This window comes from Thiomicrospira sp. (assembly GCF_014859555.1).
Lineage (GTDB): Bacteria > Pseudomonadota > Gammaproteobacteria > Thiomicrospirales > Thiomicrospiraceae > Thiomicrospira.
This window is the reverse complement of record NZ_JACUTY010000013.1, coordinates 22461-43902: the sequence shown is the minus strand read 5'-3', so window position 1 is coordinate 43902 and position 21442 is coordinate 22461. Positions and strand designations below refer to the sequence as shown.

General features: G+C 41.3%; 20 protein-coding genes. 8 read left to right on the top strand and 12 right to left on the bottom strand.

Annotation, left to right across the window (positions count from 1 at the left end):
* Positions 1-98 precede the first annotated feature (98 nt).
* From IBX48_RS03950 to IBX48_RS03940, 3 genes are all read left to right on the top strand, one after another.
* Complete coding sequence (locus tag IBX48_RS03950; RefSeq protein ID WP_296830998.1) at positions 99-770, top strand: ABC transporter ATP-binding protein; 672 nt, start codon at positions 99-101, stop codon at positions 768-770.
* 103 nt (positions 771-873) lie between these two features.
* On the top strand, positions 874-1902 hold the full coding sequence (locus tag IBX48_RS03945) for an extracellular solute-binding protein (protein WP_296830995.1): 1029 nt from the start codon (positions 874-876) through the stop codon (positions 1900-1902).
* A 51-nt stretch (positions 1903-1953) separates the two neighbouring features.
* Complete coding sequence (locus IBX48_RS03940; RefSeq protein WP_296830992.1) at positions 1954-3549, top strand: iron ABC transporter permease; 1596 nt, start codon at positions 1954-1956, stop codon at positions 3547-3549.
* 22 nt (positions 3550-3571) lie between these two features.
* Here IBX48_RS03940 and IBX48_RS03935 read toward each other — a convergent pair whose 3' ends face one another.
* Together IBX48_RS03935 and IBX48_RS03930 are read right to left on the bottom strand one after the other, a co-directional pair.
* On the bottom strand, positions 3572-4135 hold the full coding sequence (locus tag IBX48_RS03935; protein WP_296830989.1) for a Sua5/YciO/YrdC/YwlC family protein: 564 nt from the start codon (positions 4133-4135) through the stop codon (positions 3572-3574).
* 24 nt (positions 4136-4159) lie between these two features.
* Positions 4160-6232 carry a BCCT family transporter gene (locus IBX48_RS03930; RefSeq protein WP_296830986.1) on the bottom strand — a complete coding sequence of 691 codons (2073 nt, stop codon included), beginning with the start codon at positions 6230-6232 and terminating at the stop codon, positions 4160-4162.
* A 124-nt stretch (positions 6233-6356) separates the two neighbouring features.
* On the opposite strand from IBX48_RS03930, the gene IBX48_RS03925 reads away from it, so the two are divergent.
* Positions 6357-7163 carry an HAD family hydrolase gene (locus IBX48_RS03925; RefSeq protein ID WP_296830983.1) on the top strand — a complete coding sequence of 269 codons (807 nt, stop codon included), beginning with the start codon at positions 6357-6359 and terminating at the stop codon, positions 7161-7163.
* A gap of 41 nt (positions 7164-7204) precedes the next feature.
* Here IBX48_RS03925 and mnmE read toward each other — a convergent pair whose 3' ends face one another.
* From mnmE to IBX48_RS03910, 3 genes are read right to left on the bottom strand one after another with little or no spacing between them, the layout of a single operon-like run.
* Positions 7205-8560 (bottom strand): tRNA uridine-5-carboxymethylaminomethyl(34) synthesis GTPase MnmE, encoded by a 1356-nt coding sequence (gene mnmE, locus IBX48_RS03920; RefSeq protein ID WP_296830980.1) that lies wholly within the window; start codon positions 8558-8560, stop codon positions 7205-7207.
* Between the two features lie 3 nt (positions 8561-8563).
* Positions 8564-9286, bottom strand: a complete 723-nt coding sequence (locus IBX48_RS03915; protein ID WP_296830977.1) for a VacJ family lipoprotein — start codon at positions 9284-9286, stop codon at positions 8564-8566.
* 14 nt (positions 9287-9300) lie between these two features.
* Positions 9301-10221 carry a hydrogen peroxide-inducible genes activator gene (locus IBX48_RS03910; protein WP_296830974.1) on the bottom strand — a complete coding sequence of 307 codons (921 nt, stop codon included), beginning with the start codon at positions 10219-10221 and terminating at the stop codon, positions 9301-9303.
* Between the two features lie 317 nt (positions 10222-10538).
* On the opposite strand from IBX48_RS03910, the gene IBX48_RS03905 reads away from it, so the two are divergent.
* Positions 10539-11102, top strand: a complete 564-nt coding sequence (locus tag IBX48_RS03905; protein ID WP_296830971.1) for a nitroreductase — start codon at positions 10539-10541, stop codon at positions 11100-11102.
* A gap of 26 nt (positions 11103-11128) precedes the next feature.
* Here the strand turns inward: IBX48_RS03905 and IBX48_RS03900 are convergent, their stop codons facing one another.
* The 4 genes from IBX48_RS03900 to IBX48_RS03885 all read right to left on the bottom strand — a co-directional run bounded on the left by IBX48_RS03900 (position 11129) and on the right by IBX48_RS03885 (position 16650).
* Positions 11129-12772, bottom strand: a complete 1644-nt coding sequence (locus tag IBX48_RS03900; protein WP_296830969.1) for an acetolactate synthase large subunit — start codon at positions 12770-12772, stop codon at positions 11129-11131.
* Between the two features lie 67 nt (positions 12773-12839).
* Complete coding sequence (locus tag IBX48_RS03895; protein ID WP_296830965.1) at positions 12840-13460, bottom strand: thiol:disulfide interchange protein DsbA/DsbL; 621 nt, start codon at positions 13458-13460, stop codon at positions 12840-12842.
* A 14-nt stretch (positions 13461-13474) separates the two neighbouring features.
* Positions 13475-14638: a c-type cytochrome biogenesis protein CcsB gene (gene ccsB / locus IBX48_RS03890; protein ID WP_296830962.1), complete on the bottom strand. Its 1164-nt coding sequence runs from the start codon at positions 14636-14638 to the stop codon at positions 13475-13477.
* 11 nt (positions 14639-14649) lie between these two features.
* On the bottom strand, positions 14650-16650 hold the full coding sequence (locus IBX48_RS03885; RefSeq protein ID WP_296830960.1) for a cytochrome c biogenesis protein ResB: 2001 nt from the start codon (positions 16648-16650) through the stop codon (positions 14650-14652).
* A gap of 92 nt (positions 16651-16742) precedes the next feature.
* On the opposite strand from IBX48_RS03885, the gene yihA reads away from it, so the two are divergent.
* The 3 genes from yihA to IBX48_RS03870 are packed head-to-tail and all read left to right on the top strand — an operon-like array spanning position 16743 to position 18763.
* Complete coding sequence (gene yihA / locus IBX48_RS03880; protein ID WP_296831001.1) at positions 16743-17372, top strand: ribosome biogenesis GTP-binding protein YihA/YsxC; 630 nt, start codon at positions 16743-16745, stop codon at positions 17370-17372.
* 38 nt (positions 17373-17410) lie between these two features.
* On the top strand, positions 17411-18349 hold the full coding sequence (gene hemF, locus IBX48_RS03875; RefSeq protein WP_296830958.1) for an oxygen-dependent coproporphyrinogen oxidase: 939 nt from the start codon (positions 17411-17413) through the stop codon (positions 18347-18349).
* A 30-nt stretch (positions 18350-18379) separates the two neighbouring features.
* Positions 18380-18763 (top strand): RNA-binding S4 domain-containing protein, encoded by a 384-nt coding sequence (locus tag IBX48_RS03870; protein WP_296830956.1) that lies wholly within the window; start codon positions 18380-18382, stop codon positions 18761-18763.
* A 20-nt stretch (positions 18764-18783) separates the two neighbouring features.
* Here the strand turns inward: IBX48_RS03870 and IBX48_RS03865 are convergent, their stop codons facing one another.
* The 3 genes from IBX48_RS03865 to IBX48_RS03855 are packed head-to-tail and all read right to left on the bottom strand — an operon-like array spanning position 18784 to position 21333.
* On the bottom strand, positions 18784-19167 hold the full coding sequence (locus tag IBX48_RS03865; RefSeq protein WP_296830954.1) for a response regulator: 384 nt from the start codon (positions 19165-19167) through the stop codon (positions 18784-18786).
* Positions 19164-20852 carry an ATP-binding protein gene (locus IBX48_RS03860; RefSeq protein ID WP_296830951.1) on the bottom strand — a complete coding sequence of 563 codons (1689 nt, stop codon included), beginning with the start codon at positions 20850-20852 and terminating at the stop codon, positions 19164-19166. Before IBX48_RS03860 ends, IBX48_RS03865 begins: the two co-directional genes overlap by 4 nt.
* Complete coding sequence (locus tag IBX48_RS03855; protein WP_296830948.1) at positions 20845-21333, bottom strand: YfiR/HmsC family protein; 489 nt, start codon at positions 21331-21333, stop codon at positions 20845-20847. Before IBX48_RS03855 ends, IBX48_RS03860 begins: the two co-directional genes overlap by 8 nt.
* Positions 21334-21442: the final 109 nt, after the last annotated feature.

The following is a 21442-nucleotide window of genomic DNA, read 5'->3' as shown; positions in this document are numbered from 1 at the left end:
AATAAAAACTAAAAGAGTTTTAATGCTAACTGCTATTGCAAATTAATATCATTTAGCTTACATTTGCACTAACGAAATCATTTTCAAATGGCAGAGCAATGTTAAAGATCAGCGACATACAAGTTGTTTACAATCATACGCCGGTACTGGACCAGTTTAATCTGGACATTGCCGCGGGTGAGATTGTCGGTATTCTTGGGCCAAGCGGGTGTGGTAAAAGTACTTTACTACGCGCCATTGCTGGCTTTGTTGAAATTGCAAAAGGCGAAATCTGCCTAAATAATGATTGTTTGGCCAGTTGCCAATGCACCATCCCGCCCGAAAAACGCGGCGTCGGTATGGTGTTCCAAGACAACGCTTTGTTTCCACACTTAACCGTAGAAGAAAATATTGCTTTTGGCTTAAACAAAATATCAAAAACCGAGCGTAAATCTCGCGTGGCTGAGTTAATTGAGTTAATTCAATTACAAGGTTTAGAACAACGTTACCCGCATGAATTATCGGGAGGCCAGCAACAACGTGTCGCTTTGGCTCGTGCATTAGCGCCACGCCCTAGTTTAATTTTGTTTGATGAACCTTTCTCAAACTTAGACACCACTTTAAGCGAACATTTGGCAGTTGAAATTCGCCAGTTATTAAAACAACAGAATACCTCAGCTATCTTGGTCACCCACACTTTCCGCGAAGCGGAGTTAATGTGTGATCGTTACGGCACGCTGGAAAGCTGTTTATTGGGAAACGCCCAATGGCAACACAATAACGCGGCCTAAACGCTAGATCTAATTTTTAAAAAGCGCCTTAATAGGCGTTTTTTTTGCAATGTAAATATTAATAATTCTCTTTTACAAAAACCTAATGATATGAGGTTTAATCATGAAAAAAATTATATCCGCCATGCTTGTTGCCAGTTCCTTGCTGATTATTGGCTGTTCGCAAGATCAGCAAACCGATCAAGCACAAGTTGATGCCGGTAAAGTCGTGGTTTATAGCGCCCGAGCCGAACATTTGATTAAACCCTTATTTGATGAATTTACTAACCAAACCGGCATTAAAGTACAGTTTCAAACCGGTAACGCCAACGCTTTGGTTGAACGTTTAAAGGCCGAAGGCCGTAATACTCCGGCCGATATGTTAATTACCAACGATGTCGGTAACCTTTGGTATGCGGCCGATCAAGGATTGTTTCAACCAATGAACAGTGACCTTATTAAACGTAATATTCCGCCTCACTTACAAGATCCGCAACAACTCTGGACCGGCTTATCCGTCAGGGCCCGTACCTTGGTTTATCATCAAGACCGTGTATCCGCCGAGCAAGTGATTGGTTATGAAGACTTAGCCGATCCAAAATGGCAAGGGCGTTTATGTTTACGCACATCCGGTTCGGTTTATAACAAGTCTTTAGTGGCTTCTTTAATAGAACACCTTGGTGAAGAACAAACCCAGCAAATTTTAGCCGGCTGGGTGAATAATTTAGCCGCCAAACCTCAATCAAAAGATTCCCATGTAATGGAAGCTATTTTAGCCGGTCAATGTGATATAGGTTTGGTCAACACCTACTATTTTGGCCGTTTGCAGGCTGAAAACCCAGATACCCCATTACGTTTAGGTTGGGCGAATCAATCCACTACGGGCACACACATCAATGTCTCTGGCGCGGGTTTATTGAAACACGCTAAAAACAGCGATAATGCATTAAAGCTGATCGAGTGGTTATCTGAAAAACCCGCTCAACAAATTTTTGGGGCCCTCAATCGTGAATATCCGGCTAATTCAAATGTGACCCCTAACCCACAAGTTGAATCCTGGGGTACGTTTAAACAAGATCAAACCAATCTAAAACGTCTGGGCGAATTACAGCAAACCGCTACGATACTAATCAATCGCGCAAATTATGAATAAAAAACCAGCAACACACACCATTCCATATGGGTTTCGCACTAAAATAAGCGCATGAATTCTAAAACCCTTTGGCACATCGCTTTGTGGGGGCTGATCATCTTAATCAGCCTACCCCTACTTCGCATATTAAGCGCTTGGTTTGAACCCAGTTCTGAAATTTGGCTACACCTTTCCGAAACCCTTTTGTGGAGCATGATCACCAATACCCTCTGGTTATTACTAGGCGTGGGCATCGGTGTAACTTTATTGGGTGTGAGTTTGGCTTGGTTTGTCACCATGTGCGAATTTCCGGGTCGCAAAATATTAGAGTGGATGTTATTTTTGCCGTTTGCCATTCCGGCCTATGTGCTGGGTTTCGTGTATTTAGGTTTATTCGACTTTCCTGGCCCGGTTCAAAGTTTTTTGCGTGAGCTATTTGGTTGGAATGGCCTCGACATTCGAGACGGCAAACTTGGCATAATGCTGGTGATGACATTAGTGCTTTATCCTTATGTATATATGTTGGCGCGTAATGCGTTTTATAGCCAAAACAATACCCTAGTAGAAAGTGCACGTTTATTGGGTATGTCGGGCTTTGGTGTGTTTTGGCGAATTTCTGTGCCAATGGCGCGTCCGGCAATTGCGGCCGGGGTAATGCTGGCCTTAATGGAAACTCTAGCCGATTTTGGTACCGTCGCTATTTTTAATTATTCCACTCTAACCAGCGGCATATTCAGTGTTTGGCAAGATTTCCGATCATTACAAGCCGCCGCACAATTATCGACTTTATTGCTTGGAATAGCGGTTTTACTGATTTTTATTGAACGTTGGAGTCGCGGGCGCGCACGCTACGATTCAAATAAACGCATGACGTTACGCCCTTATAAACTTAAAGGCCACCAGGCCTGGTTGATTACTGGTTTTGTTGGCAGTGTGGTGTTATTAGCCTTTGTATTACCAGTAGCCCAACTGCTATTCTGGGCGCTAATCACCATTGATATAGAATGGGATACCCGTTATTTAGATTGGATTAGCAACAGCTTTGTATTGGCGGTTGGTGCCGCCATATTAACGGTCGGGCTCGCGGTCATCGTTAACAGTGTACGCCAACAAACCCACTTATCTTGGCCGCTAAAAACCGGTATTCGGTTTGCCAACTTGGGTTATGCCTTGCCAGGTTCGGTGTTGGCGGTCGGGATTATGTTGTTAATTATTGATATTGGTGAATTGGTTTCGCCCGGCCAAGGTATCTGGTTAAGTAGTGGCATTTTTGCGTTGTTATTGGCTTATATGGTGCGGTTTTTGGCGGTCGCTTATGGGCCAGTCGAAAGCAGTTTTGATAGCATTACCCCATCGATGACCGAAGCCGCCCGCAGTTTAGGCGCTAATACATCACGCTTAGTTTCACATGTGTACTTGCCAATGCTTAAACCAGGCCTGGTGGTCGCCGGTTTTATGGTGGCAGTAGATGTGATGAAAGAATTACCCGCCACGTATTTATTACGTCCTTACGGCTGGGACACCTTAGCGATTCGGGTATATGAATTAAGTTCGGAAGGCTTATATGAACGAGCGGCCTTACCCTCACTAATGCTGTTAGGGCTTGGTTTGCTCGGGCTTTATATGGTACATCGCATCAATAAACGCTACAAAATTCGCGCTAAATAAAACGCGATCCCAAACCTAACGGCTAGCGAATTCGTTGGTTAGTTTGTGCATCCCAAATTTGGGATGGATTTTCCAATCCGCCTAAGTGCGCGTCTAAACACCAAACTTGATCGTTAAAATACTCAGCCACCTGTTGGCAACTTTTCGCTGGTGATTGAGTCGCCGGATTGGCTGAGGTAGAGACCAATACGCCATCACCACACAAGGCCTGCACAATCGGGTGGTGACTTAATCTCACTGCCACACTGTCATGATCTCCACTGATCCAGTTAGGACAAATATCGGTTTTAGGCACCACCCAACTGATCGCTTGATCGGATTGTTTCCAAGAATCCATAATCTTTTGTGACCAGGCCTGGTGGTTAAGTTTACAAAACTTCGCCAAGGCTGGTACTTCAGCCGCAATTAAAATTAAACCTTTTGACTGGGGACGTTGTTTGAGTTCCAACAGGCGTGTTACCGCCTGTTGATTTAATGGATCACAACCTAAACCATAAACCGCCTCGGTTGGATAAGCAATCACACGGCCTTGCTGAACCCTTAAACGCGCGTCACTAATTTGTTGCAAAAGCCATTTATCAAACATATTTAACCTCTATTTAATTGGCGATTACTTTTCTTCATCTTTGACAGCCTGACTCAAAGGTTGTGGCGGTAATTCTTCATCAACATGATGTTCCATGTTCCATGGCAAAATATTTGGAGAAGTATGGAGGAATTGTAAATAACGTTCAAAATGATCCAAAATATCGGAAATCAAATCGGCTTGTTCATAACCGTATACATCATACGATTGACTGCCACGGCGCAAAAAGACTTCCGCTCGATAATAATGCGTTTCTTCAGCTTCATCTGCTCGATTAATTTCTGGGTAGGCATAACCTGGCAAGGTGTAGTTACGTAATCTAATTTCGTAGATAAACTCAACCTGATCGGCTTTAAATACCTCTATACGTACCCGATATTGATCTTCATCAATAAACACTTGGGCTGGCCAATCTTGGGTTTTTAGTTCTTTTTCGACCTGCTTCATACTCGGTAAAACCGTATTCATAATGAACTTTTCCACCTCGGCACGCGGTGGAAAATCAACCATACTCGCCAAACGTTTTCGCCAAACATTAGCCGATTGATGAGCACGTCCACCTTGCATGGCATTTTGTAAACTTAAATCACGATGGGTTTCAATCCTTAGCGCACGCCACATACCAAACGCCGCAATCAACATAATGACCGAAAATGGCAACGCACTTACAATCGAAGCGGTTTGTAACGCGCTTAAACCACCCGCAATCAGTAAAACCGAAGCCACCACACCAAGTAAAGCGGCCCAGAATACACGTTGCCAAACTGGCGTATTAAGTGCCCCACCCGAAGCCAATGAATCAATAACTAAGGCCCCTGAGTCGGCGGAGGTAATAAAAAACGTAATAATCAAAAATACCGCTAAGAATGAAACAATGCTGCTAAAGGGTAAAATTTCGAACAACTGGAACAAGGCAATCGAATGATCCGCCTGGACTTGGTCAATTAAGCTTGTGTAACCCTCAACCATAATAAAATGCAGCGCGGTATCGCCAAATACCGAAAACCATAAAAACGTAAACATAGTCGGCACTAACATAACACCCAATACAAACTGTCGAATGGTGCGGCCACGACTAATTTTGGCAATAAACAAACCAACAAACGGCGCCCAAGCAATTGTCCAACCAAAAATAAATAAGGTCCAGTTACCGATCCAATCACTTGATGTATAAGCTTGTAAGCTGAAAGTACGTTCAACAATGCCACTTAAGTAGCTACCGGTATTTTCCAAAAAAGTTTCTAAAATGAAAATCGTCGGACCCACAATAAACACAAACGCCATAATCGAAATCGCCAATGCAATATTAATTAAAGATAAACGTTTAATGCCTTTATCCATACCAGCTAAAACTGAAATAATGGCTAAACCAGTAATCACCGCAATCGTAATTACTTGAGTCGTCACACCTAGCGGAATACTGGGCCAGAGATAATTCATACCGGCGTTAATTTGAGAAACCGATAACCCTAAGGTGGTGGCAATACCAAAAGTGGTCCCTAAAATAGCAAACGTGTCGACCGTGTGCCCCATCGGACCGTAAATTTTTTCACCAATTAAAGGGTATAGGGTTGAACGCATTGAAAGCGGGAGGCCATGACGAAATGCAAAATAAGCTAGTGTTAAACCCACCAAACCATAAATCGCCCAAATATGAAAACCCCAATGAAAAAAGGCAATTTGCATGGCTTGTTTAGCCGCATCCACCGTTTGCGCTGTGCCTTCAGGTGGCGAAGCGTAATGTAAAACTGGCTCGGCGACACCAAAAAATAGTAGCGCTATCCCATAACCGGCTGAAAATAACATCGCAAACCAAGCTGGAAAACTGTATTCGGGTTCGGCATGATCTGGCCCTAATTTAATATTGCCCCAACTTGTAAATGCAATCGAAACAATAAAAATTAAAAAAATCGCCACCGACAGCATATAAAACCAACCAAAATTTACGGTGACGTAAGATAAAGTTTGGGAAAATAATTGGCCAGCCAGTTCAGGATTACTGAGTGTGCCGACAATCATTAGAAAAATAACTAGAACGGCCGGAATAAAGACCGGTATTAAGACGGTGGAAGGCCAAGCTAATTTTATCGAACGCATAAAGTTGCTCCAAATGATTTAATTCTCAATACCTTAACAAAACCCAAACTAAATAAATCGAAAATCAGCTTATTTAGTTAATTTTTGCTAAAGTGACCCTCATTATAATTTTTAGGTTAAGCCAATGATAAAACTGGTTGTTATAGATCTAGATGGTACCTTATTGAATCCAGATCACTTTATTTCTGAGGTTTCTAAACAAACCTTGCGACAGCTCCATCAACACGGTGTTGAAGTCATGTTAGCTACGGGTCGGCATTATCAAGATGTGTATTTGTTGGCTCAACAATTGCAAATTCCAACCCGTTTAATTACTTCAAATGGTGCCCGAGTTCACAATAAACAAGCCAAACTGATTTATGAAAACCACATTCCACAAGGGCTAGTAAAAGATATTCTGGTTTTATCTTCGGGTTACGAAGTGCATCGTAATCTTTACCAACAAGATTTATGGTTGGTAGAAGAGCCGAATGAACCTTTACTTAAAATTCATCATAGTTCAGGGTTTGAATATCAAGTTACCGACTTCGATATCATCGATTATCAACATATTGATAAATTTTACTTTAATGCCAGTCATGAAAAACTAGTGCCACTTCAGCAACGCTTAAGCGCCAAGTTTGGCGATCAACTTTACATTACCTTTACCACTGAAAATTATTTAGAAATTATGAACAAAGGGGTGTCGAAAGGCCAAGCGCTAAAAAAAGTATTACTTCAGAAAAATATTAAACCATCTGAAGTAATGGCATTTGGTGATGGCTTAAACGACGTCGATATGTTGAAGTTGGTAGGTTATCCAGTACTAATGGATAACGCGCACCCTGATTTGAAAACCCAATTAACGCAAGCGGCTAAAACTAAATCGAATGCCGAAGATGGCGTGGCTTATTATTTACAAACGCATTTACTTAAAAAAACCCTTGATTGACGTTAGGGCACCTCAATTAACCACTGGTTGATTCTGGCAATTTATTTACCGATACAAAATGAGCTAAATATCCGACCCAATAAATCATCTGAACTGAAACGTCCGGTGATTTCGGACAAAGCATTTTGGGCTAATCTTAAATCTTCTGCCACCAGCTCGCCCGCAGCAAAGTGTTCTAATTGATGTTGAGCGTTATACACCGAGTCTAAGGCTTGCTGGATCGCATCTAAATGGCGTTTTCTGGCCATAAATACGCCTTCCGATGTCTGTTGAAACCCCATCACCTGTTTTAAATGTGATGTCAGGTTGTCTAAACCCACTTTATGTTTGGCTGATAACCAAATTTCAGTATGATTATCGGTTTCCACCAGGCCTGGTTGGGCATCTACTAAATCAATTTTATTGCGAATTAGACTAACCGGTAGATTTGGTGGCAACTTATCCAAAATGGCTTTATCTTCAGGATGTATTGCTTCACCCGCTTGTAATACAACCAAAACCCGATCAGCGTTTTCAAGTGCTTTCCAAGCACGTTCAATCCCTATTTTTTCAACTTGATCGGTCGATTCTCGTAAACCGGCGGTATCTAAAATATGCAATGGCATACCATCAATATGAATTTCTTCTTTCAGCACATCACGAGTGGTGCCTGCAATTTCGGTTACGATTGCGCTTTCGCGTCCTGATAAGGCATTCAGTAAACTTGATTTACCGGCATTTGGGCGACCTAAAATCACCACTGACATACCTTCTCGTAACAATACACCTTGTTGCGCTGATTTTTGGATCGCGATTAAGCGTTGTAACAAATGTTGTATTTGACCGGCAACGTGACCATCTGATAAAAAATCAATTTCTTCTTCTGGAAAATCAATCGCGGCTTCTACATATAACCTCAATTGAATTAACGCCTCAACCATGTCATCAATTTGATGTGAAAAATCGCCTTGTAAAGACTTTAAAGCACTGCGTGCAGCTTGATCCGATGAGGCTTCGATAAGATCGGCAATGGCTTCAGCTTGAGCTAAATCTAATTTATCATTTAAAAAGGCTTGTTTAGAAAACTCACCCGGTTGGGCTAAGCGAGCACCTAGTTCTATTACACGCGTAAGTAACCATTGCAAAATGATAGGCCCGCCATGTGCTTGCAGTTCTAGGATGTCTTCGCCTGTAAAAGAATGCGGTGCTTTAAAATAAAGCGCGATTCCTTGATCTAAAATTTGATTTTCAGAGCCGTAGAAAGCCCCGTAATGCGCTTTTCTAATTTCAGGCAAACTACCTAGCATCTTTTTTGTAATACTTGCAACAAGCGGGCCTGAAACGCGCACAATACCAACGCCTCCTCGACCAGGTGGGGTAGCAATGGATGCAATGGTGTCGGTTGAGTTATAAGTCATAGATTAATTGAAATCAAAATCATCAAGATCAGGTTGAGGTGGTTTGCCATCATAAATTAAGTTATTTCGGTATTGTAAATAACTTTCACGATAAAAAATATACGGATCATAAGAATCCCTGACGGTATCGATCAAATCCATAAATTGGATATAGTTATCAAATTGATCAACGACCAAAATTTTAGTGCGGCCTTCCAAATCGGTTTGGATTATATGGCTATAGGTTGGATTGTAACTGGCATCAATGCCTGCTCCAGCTAATTCACGAAATGTGAAACCACCCACAACTGGAAGCACAACAAAAGAGGATTCTTTCCATAAACCCCATTTATAAAGTGTTTGGCCAAAATCTTCTTTTTCATAAGGTAAACCAGCCGGTGTTGCAATATCTAACAAGCCACCGAAACCAAATACGGTGTTAATCGTAAACCGCATAAAGTCAGCTAAACCGCGTTCAACTTTGCCTTGTAGCAAATTATTTGTCATGTTTAATGGCATTCTTAAATTTATAAAAAAATTATGAATACCTGTTCTTGCTGGTCGAGGTACATATTTTTTATAAGATTTACCGACTGGTTCCCCTACTAAATCATGAAATGCTAGGTTAAATTCAAACATTGAACGATTAAAGGATTCATAAGGATCCTCGGTATTCATTTGCGCGGATGAAGTAGAAGAAAATAAAATGCATAAACATGCTAATAAGGTAGTTTTGGTGTATTTCATAATAATTCGTACAATTAGTGTTTCTTTATTGTACAAGCAATTTGAATGTTGTTAAGTGCCAATTTTAAGGTTTCTAGAACTTGTTTACGTGGAAAACTCTTACGCCAAGCTAACACAACTGTGCGAGATAATAGAGTTGACTCTATTTCTTTAACGGTAAATAAGTCGGCGTCGTGTGTATTAAGCGAACTGCAAGGCAGAATGGTGATACCGGCTCCAGAACCAACCATAAAACGAATGGTTTCTAATGAACTGCCTTCCAAAGTTCGTTGGAGTTGATTGGTTTGTAAATTTAAGTGATTTAAGTTTGGAAACGCATCGACTACCTGATCTCTAAAACAATGTCCGGCACCTAACAGTAAAAGAGTTTCTTGTTCAAGATCTACTAGGCTAAGTTTAGATTTGTTAGCGAGGTGATGATCATTTGGTAAAGCCACCACAAACGGTTCTTCATAGAGTTCTAAAGTTTCAATATGTGGATCACTAAAAGGCAGCGATAAAATCGCGACGTCTAATTCACCATTTCTAAGTTTATCGATTAAATTTACGGTGTAATTTTCTTGCAGAATAAACGGAATTTTAGGAGCTAGTTGATGAAACTCGGGTATCAATTTAGGCAATAAATATGGGGCAATCGTATAAATTGCGCCAACCCTAAGTTCACCACTATGGTCTCCTTGTTCTTCTTGCGCTATTTGTTTGATGAGTTGGCTTTTTTGCAAAATGTCTTCTGCTAGTCTGATAATTTCTTCACCAACTGGTGTAATGATAATTTCAGATTTATGTCGTTCGAATAATGTAATACCTAGTTCTTGCTCGAATTTTTTTATCGCAATACTTAAAGTAGGTTGGCTGACAAAACAAACTTCTGACGCTTTACGAAAATGGCGTTGTTTGGCTAGTGCGACGATATATTTGAGCTCATTAAGCGTCATAAAGTTATCCCTATAAAGTGTTTAGTTTTTTTTGTTTTCTTTTTCTTTGTTTTTATTGTGTAGGCTAATAAAACGTATAACCTGAATTTTTATTTATAAAACAATAGGTTGATCTGTTATTAAGCTGTCTAAGAACTGGGGGTGCTTCGTTTGTATGAGGTGTGCACCAATTGTGGATAACATTTTAGTTTTATAGAAACCTTAAACTTATCCCCAGTTGTGCACACCTTGTTAGCCAACTTGTTGGCTTGCGCTCAAATGTTATCTGTTAGACAATCGAGCTGCCCAATCTTTAAACTTATTTTTATGAGGCTTTTATGTTTTTAGAACTTGCGCAACAAAGACGTACAATTTATCAATTCATTGATCGTAAAGTCGATTCTGAGTTGTTAAATCAGTGTTTAGAAGCGGCTATTTGGGCGCCTAACCATGGTTTAACCCAACCCTGGCGATTTTATATTATAGGTCATCAGACTCAACAAAAATTAATGCATCTTTATGCCAAGCTTCGCGCTGATAAACGTGCTTTGCCTGGCACAGAAGAACACAAATCGATATTTTTAAAAGCCTGTGATCGATTTAAGGCTAACCCTCAAATCATTATGTTAGGTCAAGTTCGTAGTATAGATTCAGTAAAATCAAAGGAAGATTATGCGGCTTGCGCTTGTGCCATTCAAAACTTTCAATTAGCCGCCTGGGAACAAGGTTTAGGTGTTCAGTGGAGTACTGGTCCGGTTATTAATGCTTGCGAAACGTATGAGTTATTAGGCTTGAATTCAGCTGAAATTGAGTTAGTTGGGATTTTGTATATTGGCTATCCGCAATGCATTCCAGAGTCGCAACGCCAACCTTTATCTCAAGTAACAAAATCCTATCCTTAATAAAGTTTCAAACTAAAATCAATTGGTTAAGATTGCATTTCAGAAATGACATTACCGAGTAATTCGGTTAAACGATCGTTTTCTGAATAGTTTACCGGGCAATCAATAATTGTGACTGTTGGTGATTTTAAAGCGAGTTCTAAGGTTGGTAATAATTGATCGGCACTTTCTATACGATACGCGTTGGCGCCAAAGGATTGGGCATACTGAACAAAGTCGGGGTTTTTAAAGTCTACAAAGGCAGATCGGCCGTATTTGCGTTTTTGTTTCCACTCTATTAAGCCGTATTGGCTATCGTTCCAAATTAAGATAACAATCGGTGCATTACAGCGCATCGCGGTTTCAATTTCTTGTGAGTTCATCATAAACCCCGCGTCACCTGTTACGGCGACCACAGCCTGGTTAGGAAAGGCGAGTTTTGCGGCAATTGCACCTGGTACAGCGATGCCCATACCGGCAAAGCCGTTTGAAATAATGCAAGTGTTGGGTTTTTCAGCACGAAACATGCGTGCCATCCACATTTTATGTGCGCCCACATCACAAATCGCTATATCAGTCGATTTCATGGCGGTTCTGAGATCCCAAATAATTTTTTGTGGCAATAACGGCCAATCCTGACTATCTGCACAGCGATTCATTTCTTGCATGGTGGCATCACGTAACGGATGGTCTATCGGTTGAGGTTTGACTAAATTAATTAGACTGCGTAGAGCTTGTAGATTATGGGCAATGTCGCCTACTAACTCAATTTCAGGCATATAACTAGAATCAACTTCAGCCGCTAAGGTGTCAATATGAATAATTTTGTGATTACGATTCGGATTCCATAAATGGGGATGGTATTCAACCATATCAAAACCAATACAAATCACAAGATCGGCTTTAGAAAAACCACCATTCTCATAATCGCCTTTTTGTAATCCGGCGGTGCCCATGGCTATCGTATTTTTGAAAAAAGGCACAATGCCTTTTGCCATAAATGTATTGACGACCGCAATATTAAGTTGCTTACTAAAGGCGTAAACCTCTCCACCGGCTTTGGCACGAACCGCACCGTTACCCACTAATATAAGTGGATTTTTGGCTTGTTGAATCGCTAAGGCGGCTTGTTTGATTAAGTTTTCAGAAGCGCTGGTTAAATGGTTTTGAAATACCCTTAACGGACGTTCATTAGTGTGCATTTCGGCGATATTTTCAGGAAAATCGATAAAGCATGCACCCGGTTTTTCGCTTTGCGCTAATTTAAACGCTTTGCGAACCACTTCGGGAATGGTGCCAGGTTCCAAAATTTGGGTGGCGTATTTGGTGATGGGTTTAAACATACTCACCAAATCGACGACTTGATGTGATTCTTTGTGCATACGAGTGGTGGCGGCTTGGCCAGCAATCGCAACCAGTGGCGCATTATCCATATTGGCATCCGCTACACCGGTCACCAGATTAGTTGCGCCTGGCCCTAAGGTTGAGACACATACGCCAGCTTTACCGGTTAAACGACCATAAACATCCGCCATAAAAGCGGCACCTTGTTCGTGGCGGGTAGTAATAAATTGGATTTTTGAATCCAGCAAGGCATCCATCATATCGAGGTTTTCTTCGCCTGGAATACCAAAAATGTATTCCACACCTTCGTTTTCTAAACACTCAACAAATAATTTAGCCGCTTGCATATAAATTCTTCCAATGTAAAAAACCACCAGGCCTGGTGGTTACATGGTGAGCAATTAAAACAATAATTTATTGTTTTAAAAGTTGGTTAACGGTTAACCATAGAGGTTCGTGGCCACCTGTCATGGTTAAATCCGTTAGATATTGACCATTGACAATCATGCTGGGTACGCCTTCAATCCCATAAGATTGGGTTAAACGCTGCGCTCGACGCATGGCTTGATCAACTTTAAAGGATTCAAACATGTCGATAAAGGCTTGTTTAGTGGTGCCAAATTGACTGTGAAATTGGGCAATGTCTTCTAAATTAAACAAGGGTAATTTATCACGGTGTAATGCATGGAAAAAGGGCAAATGCGATTGTTCGATAATCCCCAGTTCTTGTGCGGTTAAAAACACCTTGGCCATAAATATCCAGTTTGGGTTATTTAAGACCGCCGGTACCCGCTCAAAATGCACATCACGTGGTTTGGTTGTTAACCATTCATGCAAACTCGGTTCTAAGTTATAGCAGTGTGAACAGCCATAATAAAAAACCTCAACCACTTGTTTTTTGTGCGGTTCAATCGACTGTGGATTAGGCACTTTTTTATAGTCTTTACCTAAACTTAAAGTGTTGGCTAAGCTCAGTGAACTCAGGCTTGTTAATAAACCCAAGCCCGCAAGTTGTAATAATCGGCGTCTTAACATATCTGGTTCCTTATTTATAACTCACCGTAAGAATGAAGACCGGACAAGAAGATATTCACACCTAAAAACGCAAAAGTGGTAATAAATAAGCCAACGACTGCCCACCAAGCCATAGGCGCACCGTGCCAACCTTTGGTCATACGGATATGCAACCAAGCCGCATAGTTAAGCCAAACAATTAAAGCCCAGGTTTCTTTTGGATCCCAAGACCAGTACCCACCCCAAGCTTCAGCGGCCCACATCGCGCCCAAAACCGTGGCGACCGTAAAAAACGCAAAACCGATGGCGATTGAACGATACATGATGTCGTCCATAATTCGTAAACTTGGCAGACTGGTTAACAAACGACTTTGTGGTCGACGTTTTTCTAGGCTCAGACGAATTAACATCGCAACGCCGACCATGGAGGCAATCGAAAAGCCGCCATAACCGACAAAGTTAGCTGGAACATGAATTTTCATCCACCAGCTTTGTAGGGCTGGAATTAAAGGCTGAATTTCGTGTGATTGACGGTCAAATACATACCAAAGTACAAATAAAACAGAAGCACTCATAACGAGCATCACAAATCCACCCATCGCACGGGTTTTGAATTTTTGCTCATAATAAAGGTACATAAGAATCGTCATAAAGATAAATAGGATAAACACTTCATACAGGGTGCTGACCGGAATATGACCATAATCAGAACTGATTAAATAAGACTCATACCAACGAACCATTAACCCGGCAAAACCTAATGTGGCGGCCGTCCAGGTGATAAAAGTAGAGACTTTATAAACGAAATCCGATTGTTTGAATAGGCCAAAGAAGTAAGTTACGGTGCCTAATAGGACTAAAAAGCTCATCCACATAATGGCTGCTTGGCTTGAAATTAAATATTTAAGTAAAAATACTTCTTCATTGGCTTGATAGATATTACCGTTTAGCTGATAAAACCAAATTGATAATAAACTGATAACGGCAACAGAATAAGCATGGGTTTGGAAACTTTTCCAATACCAGCCTAGCCATATCGTTGGTAAAGCGATACTGAACAATATGACTTCCTCATAGATATCCATATTATCTTTGTAGATTAGCCATGCCACCACTGTTCCAGTTATAACAATGAGTGTCCAAAGCCAATCACGAAGTGAAAAGCGTTGCCAATTTGAATTTTTACTTATATTTTCCATGAGAGCCCGACCTATGCTTTAAATTGTGTCACGAATTTTTCAAACTCATCTTCCGTTTCCGGCAGCTTCTTATTGTCTTTAGCCGCAATTGTCACTTCTGTTTTGTCGCCGACTGCTTTGAGGTGTATCCAAACACGGCGTTGACGTACATAAAACATAAAGAAGACCCCTATTATAAGCAACGCGCTACCAAAATAAACCACATCTTTACCAGGAGATTTTGTAATTTGAAGGCCGGTTGACTGTATTTGTTCAAAATTGGTTAATTCAAAATACAAAGGCGGACCGTATCGATGCAAGCTGGCAATAGAGGTAAGCGCATCTTCAAACCAAATTTGATGGGCTTCGGTAATATTGCCCGCATCATCCTTGATCACTCCTTCTTCATCCAAAATATGCAGATAAAGCATTTGCAATGCGCTGGCTAATTGATCGTAATAAAAGCCCAGTACTTGCTCTTGTTGATCTTGCGGTACATTCGTTTCAACAAAACGTGCAATACCATCAAATCCGGTTTGACGATAAAGTGTAATCAACTGACTAAACAAACGTAATTGAGTTTGATAAGTCGACTCAGTCATATCTTCTGGCTTTGGCGCCATATTAGCTAATATGGTTTCAAGCTCTTGTGGATTATTTACTAAAGCTAAAAACCTAAAGAACCGATCTCGGCTACGGTTTGTATCGGCTGGAATAAATAAGTAACGGAAAGGATCGGCTACTGAGGTACGCACGCCACTCATATAAAACCAACGGTCTTCCTGTTTGGTTGGGATCATGAAGTTTTCATATTCCCAAGCCGTGCCTTGTTCATTACGCACTTTAAACAGGACACTTGGCCCGTTATTTTGCATTTTACGCCCGGTAAGTTCGGCTTCTTCTTCATCTCTAGGCACAATATTGTAGAGTTTGAAGTCGGTAAATTCGATGCGGAACTGACCCACCGGCGTGGTTAAAGATTCATTTTTGTTAACGGCTGATTCAACCACAGAACTGCTAATGTGAGGCGAAGCTAAGGCATGCACATTAAAGTTTATCTTCGAACCGCCATCAGCATAAGACGATTGATAAATCGCATAATTTTTATAATAAAGTGGGTGGTTAACCTCAATGGTTTTAACCAGGGGTTCATCTAGGTCGTCTGCGTAAAGCAAAATGTCACTTTCATAAGACTTGGGCATGCCGTTGTCATAGTAATCCAGACGGAAGTCAGTCACCTCAATTCTAAACGGCAGCTGTTGCACCAAATAACCATCCCCATAAGGTAGAAACAATACGTCAGCACTGTTTCCTTCGGTAATATTGACATTACCACGGTAAGAATAGTTGTCGGCCGATAACCAAGCTTTCGGATCAACATCATTTAACGTTACATTACGTGTTTCGGGTACTAGGCTACCTGTCCATTCGTGATATTTGAGATAAAGGTTACTGTCCATCAGTGCACCGATACAAATTATGATGATGGACACATGGCTGAAGAAATAACCCAATCGATTCCAGTGACCTTTTAAACCCGCTACGGTAACGCTGCCATCCTCTTTTTGATGAACACGGTGACGAAAACTATCTTGTTTGAGTGACTCAATGGCGTGTTGTTTGACGTTGTCGATTGAATTGTCGAGTGTAAAACTGCTGTGATTTGGCTGGTGTTTAAGCGCATTCAGTGAGAGTTTTTCGCTAAATTGTTTCATGTCTTTAATAAATACAGGGGTATTACGAGTTACGCAGACGCCGGTGGTAACTAATAAAAACAGCAAAACCAGCATAAACCAAGCCGCTCCATAAACGTCATACAGATTTAGACCACTGTATACTTCATGCCAAAAAGGCCCAAATTTAATAATATAATCTTGTATAACTTGGTTTTGCTGTAAAACCGTGCCGATCACAGAGGCAATGGAGAGCATTACTAATAAAGTAATGGCTAAATTCATTGAACCTAAAAACTCTAACCAGATAGTAGGTGTTTTGCGATGAGTAGGCTTGGACATGTTTTTATTTTCAGACATAAGTGTTTTCTTCAATTTTGCGGATTTAAAAAAATCGATTGGCGTATGAGTATATACTTCTCACTGTTAATGTTAAAGGTAAAAAACCCGTGATTACTCAACACCCTCTGTACCAAAAGGCCACCTATTTAAAAAGTGCGCCCAACTTGTCACACTGCCCCGAAGATGAAGGCTACGAAGTCGCATTTGCGGGTCGGTCAAACGCTGGAAAGTCTAGCGCCCTCAATGTTATAACGTCCCAGAAGAGCTTAGCGCGAACCAGTAAAACGCCGGGCCGAACCCAAATGATTAACTTTTTTACCTTAGATGAAACACGCTACTTGGTAGATTTACCCGGTTATGGTTTTGCGAAGGTTAATATAAATGTGAAAAAATTGTGGGAAGCTGGTTTAGCGGAGTATGTTGAAAAACGCAAAGCCTTAAAAGGGCTGATGTTGATGATGGATGTGCGTCATCCTTTACAGCCGCTAGACTTAATGATGCTGGGCTGGACAAAACAACTGGCGTTGCCGGTTCATATCTTATTAACCAAGTCGGATAAATTTAAGCGAGGCCCCGCCAACAGTGCGTTATTGGGTGTTAAAAAAGTCTTAAATGACGAATATCCCCATGCCAGTGCCCAGCTTTTTTCATCTTTAAATAGAGACGGCTTGCACCAGGCCTGGTCGAAATTGGATGAATGGTTTGACTATCCAACCCTATCAGAAAGTCCAGACGAATAATTAAAAGCATGCAATAGAATAAGATTTAAGGAAACCTCATGACACAATTTGAAGACAAGATTGAAGCCGTTAAAACCTACCTAATTGGCTTACAAGACGACATTTGCGCACAATTAGCCGCAGAAGATGGCGCCAAAGACTTTATCGTGGATAGTTGGGAGCGTGAGGGTGAAGAAGGCGCAATGGGTTTAACTGGTGGTGGACGTTCGCGGGTGCTGGAAGCCGGTGCGGTGATTGAAAAAGGCGGTGTCAATTTTTCTCATGTACGTGGTAAAACCTTGCCTGCCTCGGCGACGGCACATCGACCTGAATTGGCCGGTCGCTCGTTTCAAGCCTTAGGTGTGTCTTTGGTGATTCACCCTAACAATCCTTATATTCCAACCTCACATGCCAATGTGCGCTTATTTATGGCTGAAAAGCCGGGTGAAGAACCGGTTTGGTGGTTTGGTGGTGGGTTTGATTTAACGCCTTATTACCCTTTTGATGAAGACGTTAAACATTGGCATCAAACTTCAAAACAAGCCTGTGATCCTTTTGGTGAAGCGGTTTACCCAAAATATAAGCAATGGTGTGATGAATACTTTTATCTAAAGCATCGTGATGAAACCCGCGGGGTGGGTGGACTATTTTATGATGATTTAAATGAATGGGATTTCGATACCTGTTTTGCATTTATGCGTTCGGTGGGTGATCACTTTATTCAAGCTTATCGTCCGATTGTAGCCAAACGAAAATCCATCGAATATAGTGAACGCGAACGTGAATTCCAACTTTATCGCCGTGGGCGTTATGCTGAGTTTAATTTGGTATTTGACCGAGGCACCTTGTTTGGGTTGCAAACTGGTGGCCGAACCGAATCGATTTTAATGTCGATGCCGCCGCTGGCTAGTTGGAAATACGACTATCAGCCAGAGCCTGGCACGGCTGAAGCCAAATTATATGACTATTTAGTCCCCCGAGATTGGTTAAACGAATAACCACCAGGCCTGGTGGTGACAGAGATAATCATGCAAGCAGATGAATCTAAACTTCGAATTGATAAATGGTTATGGGCCGCGCGCTTTTTCAAAACGCGTGCCTTAGCTTCTGAGGCAGTAAAAGGCGGTAAAGTAGAAATTAACGGCCAAAAACCCAAGCCTAGCAAAACCATGCAAATTGGTGATACTTTGCGTATCACTCAAGTGCATCGAAAAGTTGAAATAAAGCTATTAGTGTTATCTGATCGGCGTGGTTCGGCTGAGCAAGCTTTAGGGTTATATGAGTTGGTAAAGGAAGAGTTATTGCAACGTAAACCTACCGGAGATATGGCATTGGTGGGTTATCGTGAAAGAGGTGCGGGGCGACCCACTAAACGCGATAGACGCAAAATCGATTCGTTGGATTATTCTTAAATCTGACTCGAATTAGCCCGCTATACCCAAGCATTGCTATGGCTTTTAACATCAAGATTCTGGTGAATCAAATTTTCGAGTTCTTCAAACTTAATAGGCTTGTGAATATAACCGCAAGCGCCTACCTGTGTAGCTTGGCCGGTCATATCAATATCACCGTGACCACTCATGATTAAGCATGGAATATTGGCTAACACGGCTTTAATTTTGGTAATTAAGGTAAACCCATCCATGCGTGGCATGCGTACATCGGTAATCACAAAATCCACCGGCGTTTGCTGAATCACTTTTAGTGCCTCAATCCCAGAGATGGCACTGATTACTTTATAACCCGTTGTTTCTAATCGCCACTTCAACATTTTAACAATGGCCGGTTCGTCATCTACTAGTAATATCGTGCTCATGATGGAATCTCAGATAGTTTATGGGGAATTTGCATTATAAAACGCGTACCTTTTCCTATTTCAGATTGTATCACGAGATTAATATTAAATTCTTGCAGAATATTATGTACGATTGACAAGCCTAGCCCGGTGCCCTCTCCGGCTTCTTTGGTGGTAAAGAAGGGGTCGAGACAATGCTGGCGTGTCATTTCGTCCATGCCAATACCATTGTCTTCAATCACAATAGTTACAAACTGATGATCGCAGCTGAGTTTGACTCCAATTTTTTTCGTCCTATTGTCCTTAAGCGCACTTAAGGCATGACGGGCATTGGTGATTAAGTTAACAATAACCTGTTCGAACTTCTGGGTTTCAATCAATATTTGTGGGCAACTGGTATCAATTTGTTCGACCAGTTCAATCGAGTTAATTCGTAGTTGTTCTTTGAAAAAAGATAAAGCCGAGTTTAGTGGATGCTGTGGTTCAACCCAACATTTGGGAGAGGGCTGTAATCGAGCAAACGAGCGCATGTTATTAATAATTTGGGTAGCACGATCCACTTGATCAATCACATCCTGGGCAATTTCTACCTCGAAAGCCTGTGGGGTTTGCGCTTGTAATGAGTGTTTGATGCCTTCGGCACCTAAACGGATTACCGCCAAGGGTTGATTAATTTCGTGCGCAATTCCGGTGGCCATTTCACCTAGCGACTTTAAACGACTCGCATGCGCCATTTGAGCTTGATAAGCCAGTTTGGCCTCTGCGGTTTTTAACGCGTCAATATCTTTAATCACTAACAAATAACGTGCCGTATCTTTTAAGCCGTCATTTTCAACTTGGGTATCAAATTTTGAAGCCGATAACAACCCAAAGTGTTTGCCGTTTGGGTTGAGTTGAAAGATAACTTCTAAACTTTCTTGTGCAAGGATTTTAAGCTGGCTTAACAGTCTTTGGTTTTTTTGACTGGTTTGAAAATACTCTTGAATAAAGTGGCTTTGTAAGGTTTCTAGGCTGACTTTAAGCTGGTTTTGAGCCGATAAATTGGCATCTAAAATGCGCCCTTGATGATCGATTAAGAACAACATATCTTGCATAGTATTGAGGATTTGTTGATTGTAACGGTTCGAGTCAAACAGTTTTTGTTGTGACTCAAGCATGGCTTTCCATAGCTTTTGGGTGGCGGACCAAATCACAAATAACAGCATCGCTAGGATGCTTAAAATAAAAAAGAATTTACGCGAAATTTCGTCTAATAATATGTCGTAATTTTCTGGATTAACATAGTAGGTCACACTTGCCAAAAGATCTAACGATTGTTGATCATAAAGCGGAGTAACGATTTTAAAACAGTCTTGGCAGTTACTTTCGCCACGCTGTAATGAACGATTGTGATTTGGAAAAAATTCCGGATTGAATTCAATTGTAATCCCTTTTACAAAAGGTCTTTGACGATTTTCATCGTTATAAAGTAGGATTTTTCCAATTTCTCGTTGCAACAGAAAGGCATCATCCAGCACAGTTTTATGCATCAATTCACGACTTAATGACTGAGTAAGTAAATTCGCTTGTGAATGCGCCTCTTCATGAAGCCGGGGCTGGAGGACGTAATAAAAGTACACAAATACCAATAAAATGATGCCGATGGATAAGGCAATAAAAATTAAGCCTAAGTTCCCGGTTAGTCTATGGGTGTTTTGGTTATTCATAGGATTCGGCTACTCTGACAAAGAAGGGTTTTAAGACGATGTTTTTACGTTGTAATTGATTCAGGTTGATTTGCGGACGGACTTGTTCCTTAACAACAATACCGGCATCCGCACCTTTTGATACGGCCTGATAAAAAGGGGAAAAACTTAAAATTTGATTTAGCTCCACAAACTCAATTAGCCGGAGTGTTTGCAGATCTGGGTGGCTTATAAATAGAATTTGACTATCGTGTGCAGTGAATGTTTGTTCAAGAGTTCTGACGTGGATGGGATGACTCAGGGTTTTTTTAAGCTGTTGAGCGACGACTTCAGCTTGGTGACGGTTTTGTAGGTAGACGACCGTAATGGCTTGGTTGGTATTTGGTGTGCTAACGATGGATTTAACTAGGGTTGGAAAAACCTCGGTTCCCACCCACAAATAAGCTTCATCGCGCTGGTTAAGCGCAAAACTTAGGCTGCTGTATAAGATAAATATCAGCAAAAATAGGGGGCGCATCATCCGTTTAATAAAGCTGACTCTGTGAGGATAAGTAAAATGAATTATAGCAAAGGAAGACGTAAGTGAAGGGTTGGATTTGATGTAAAAAGCC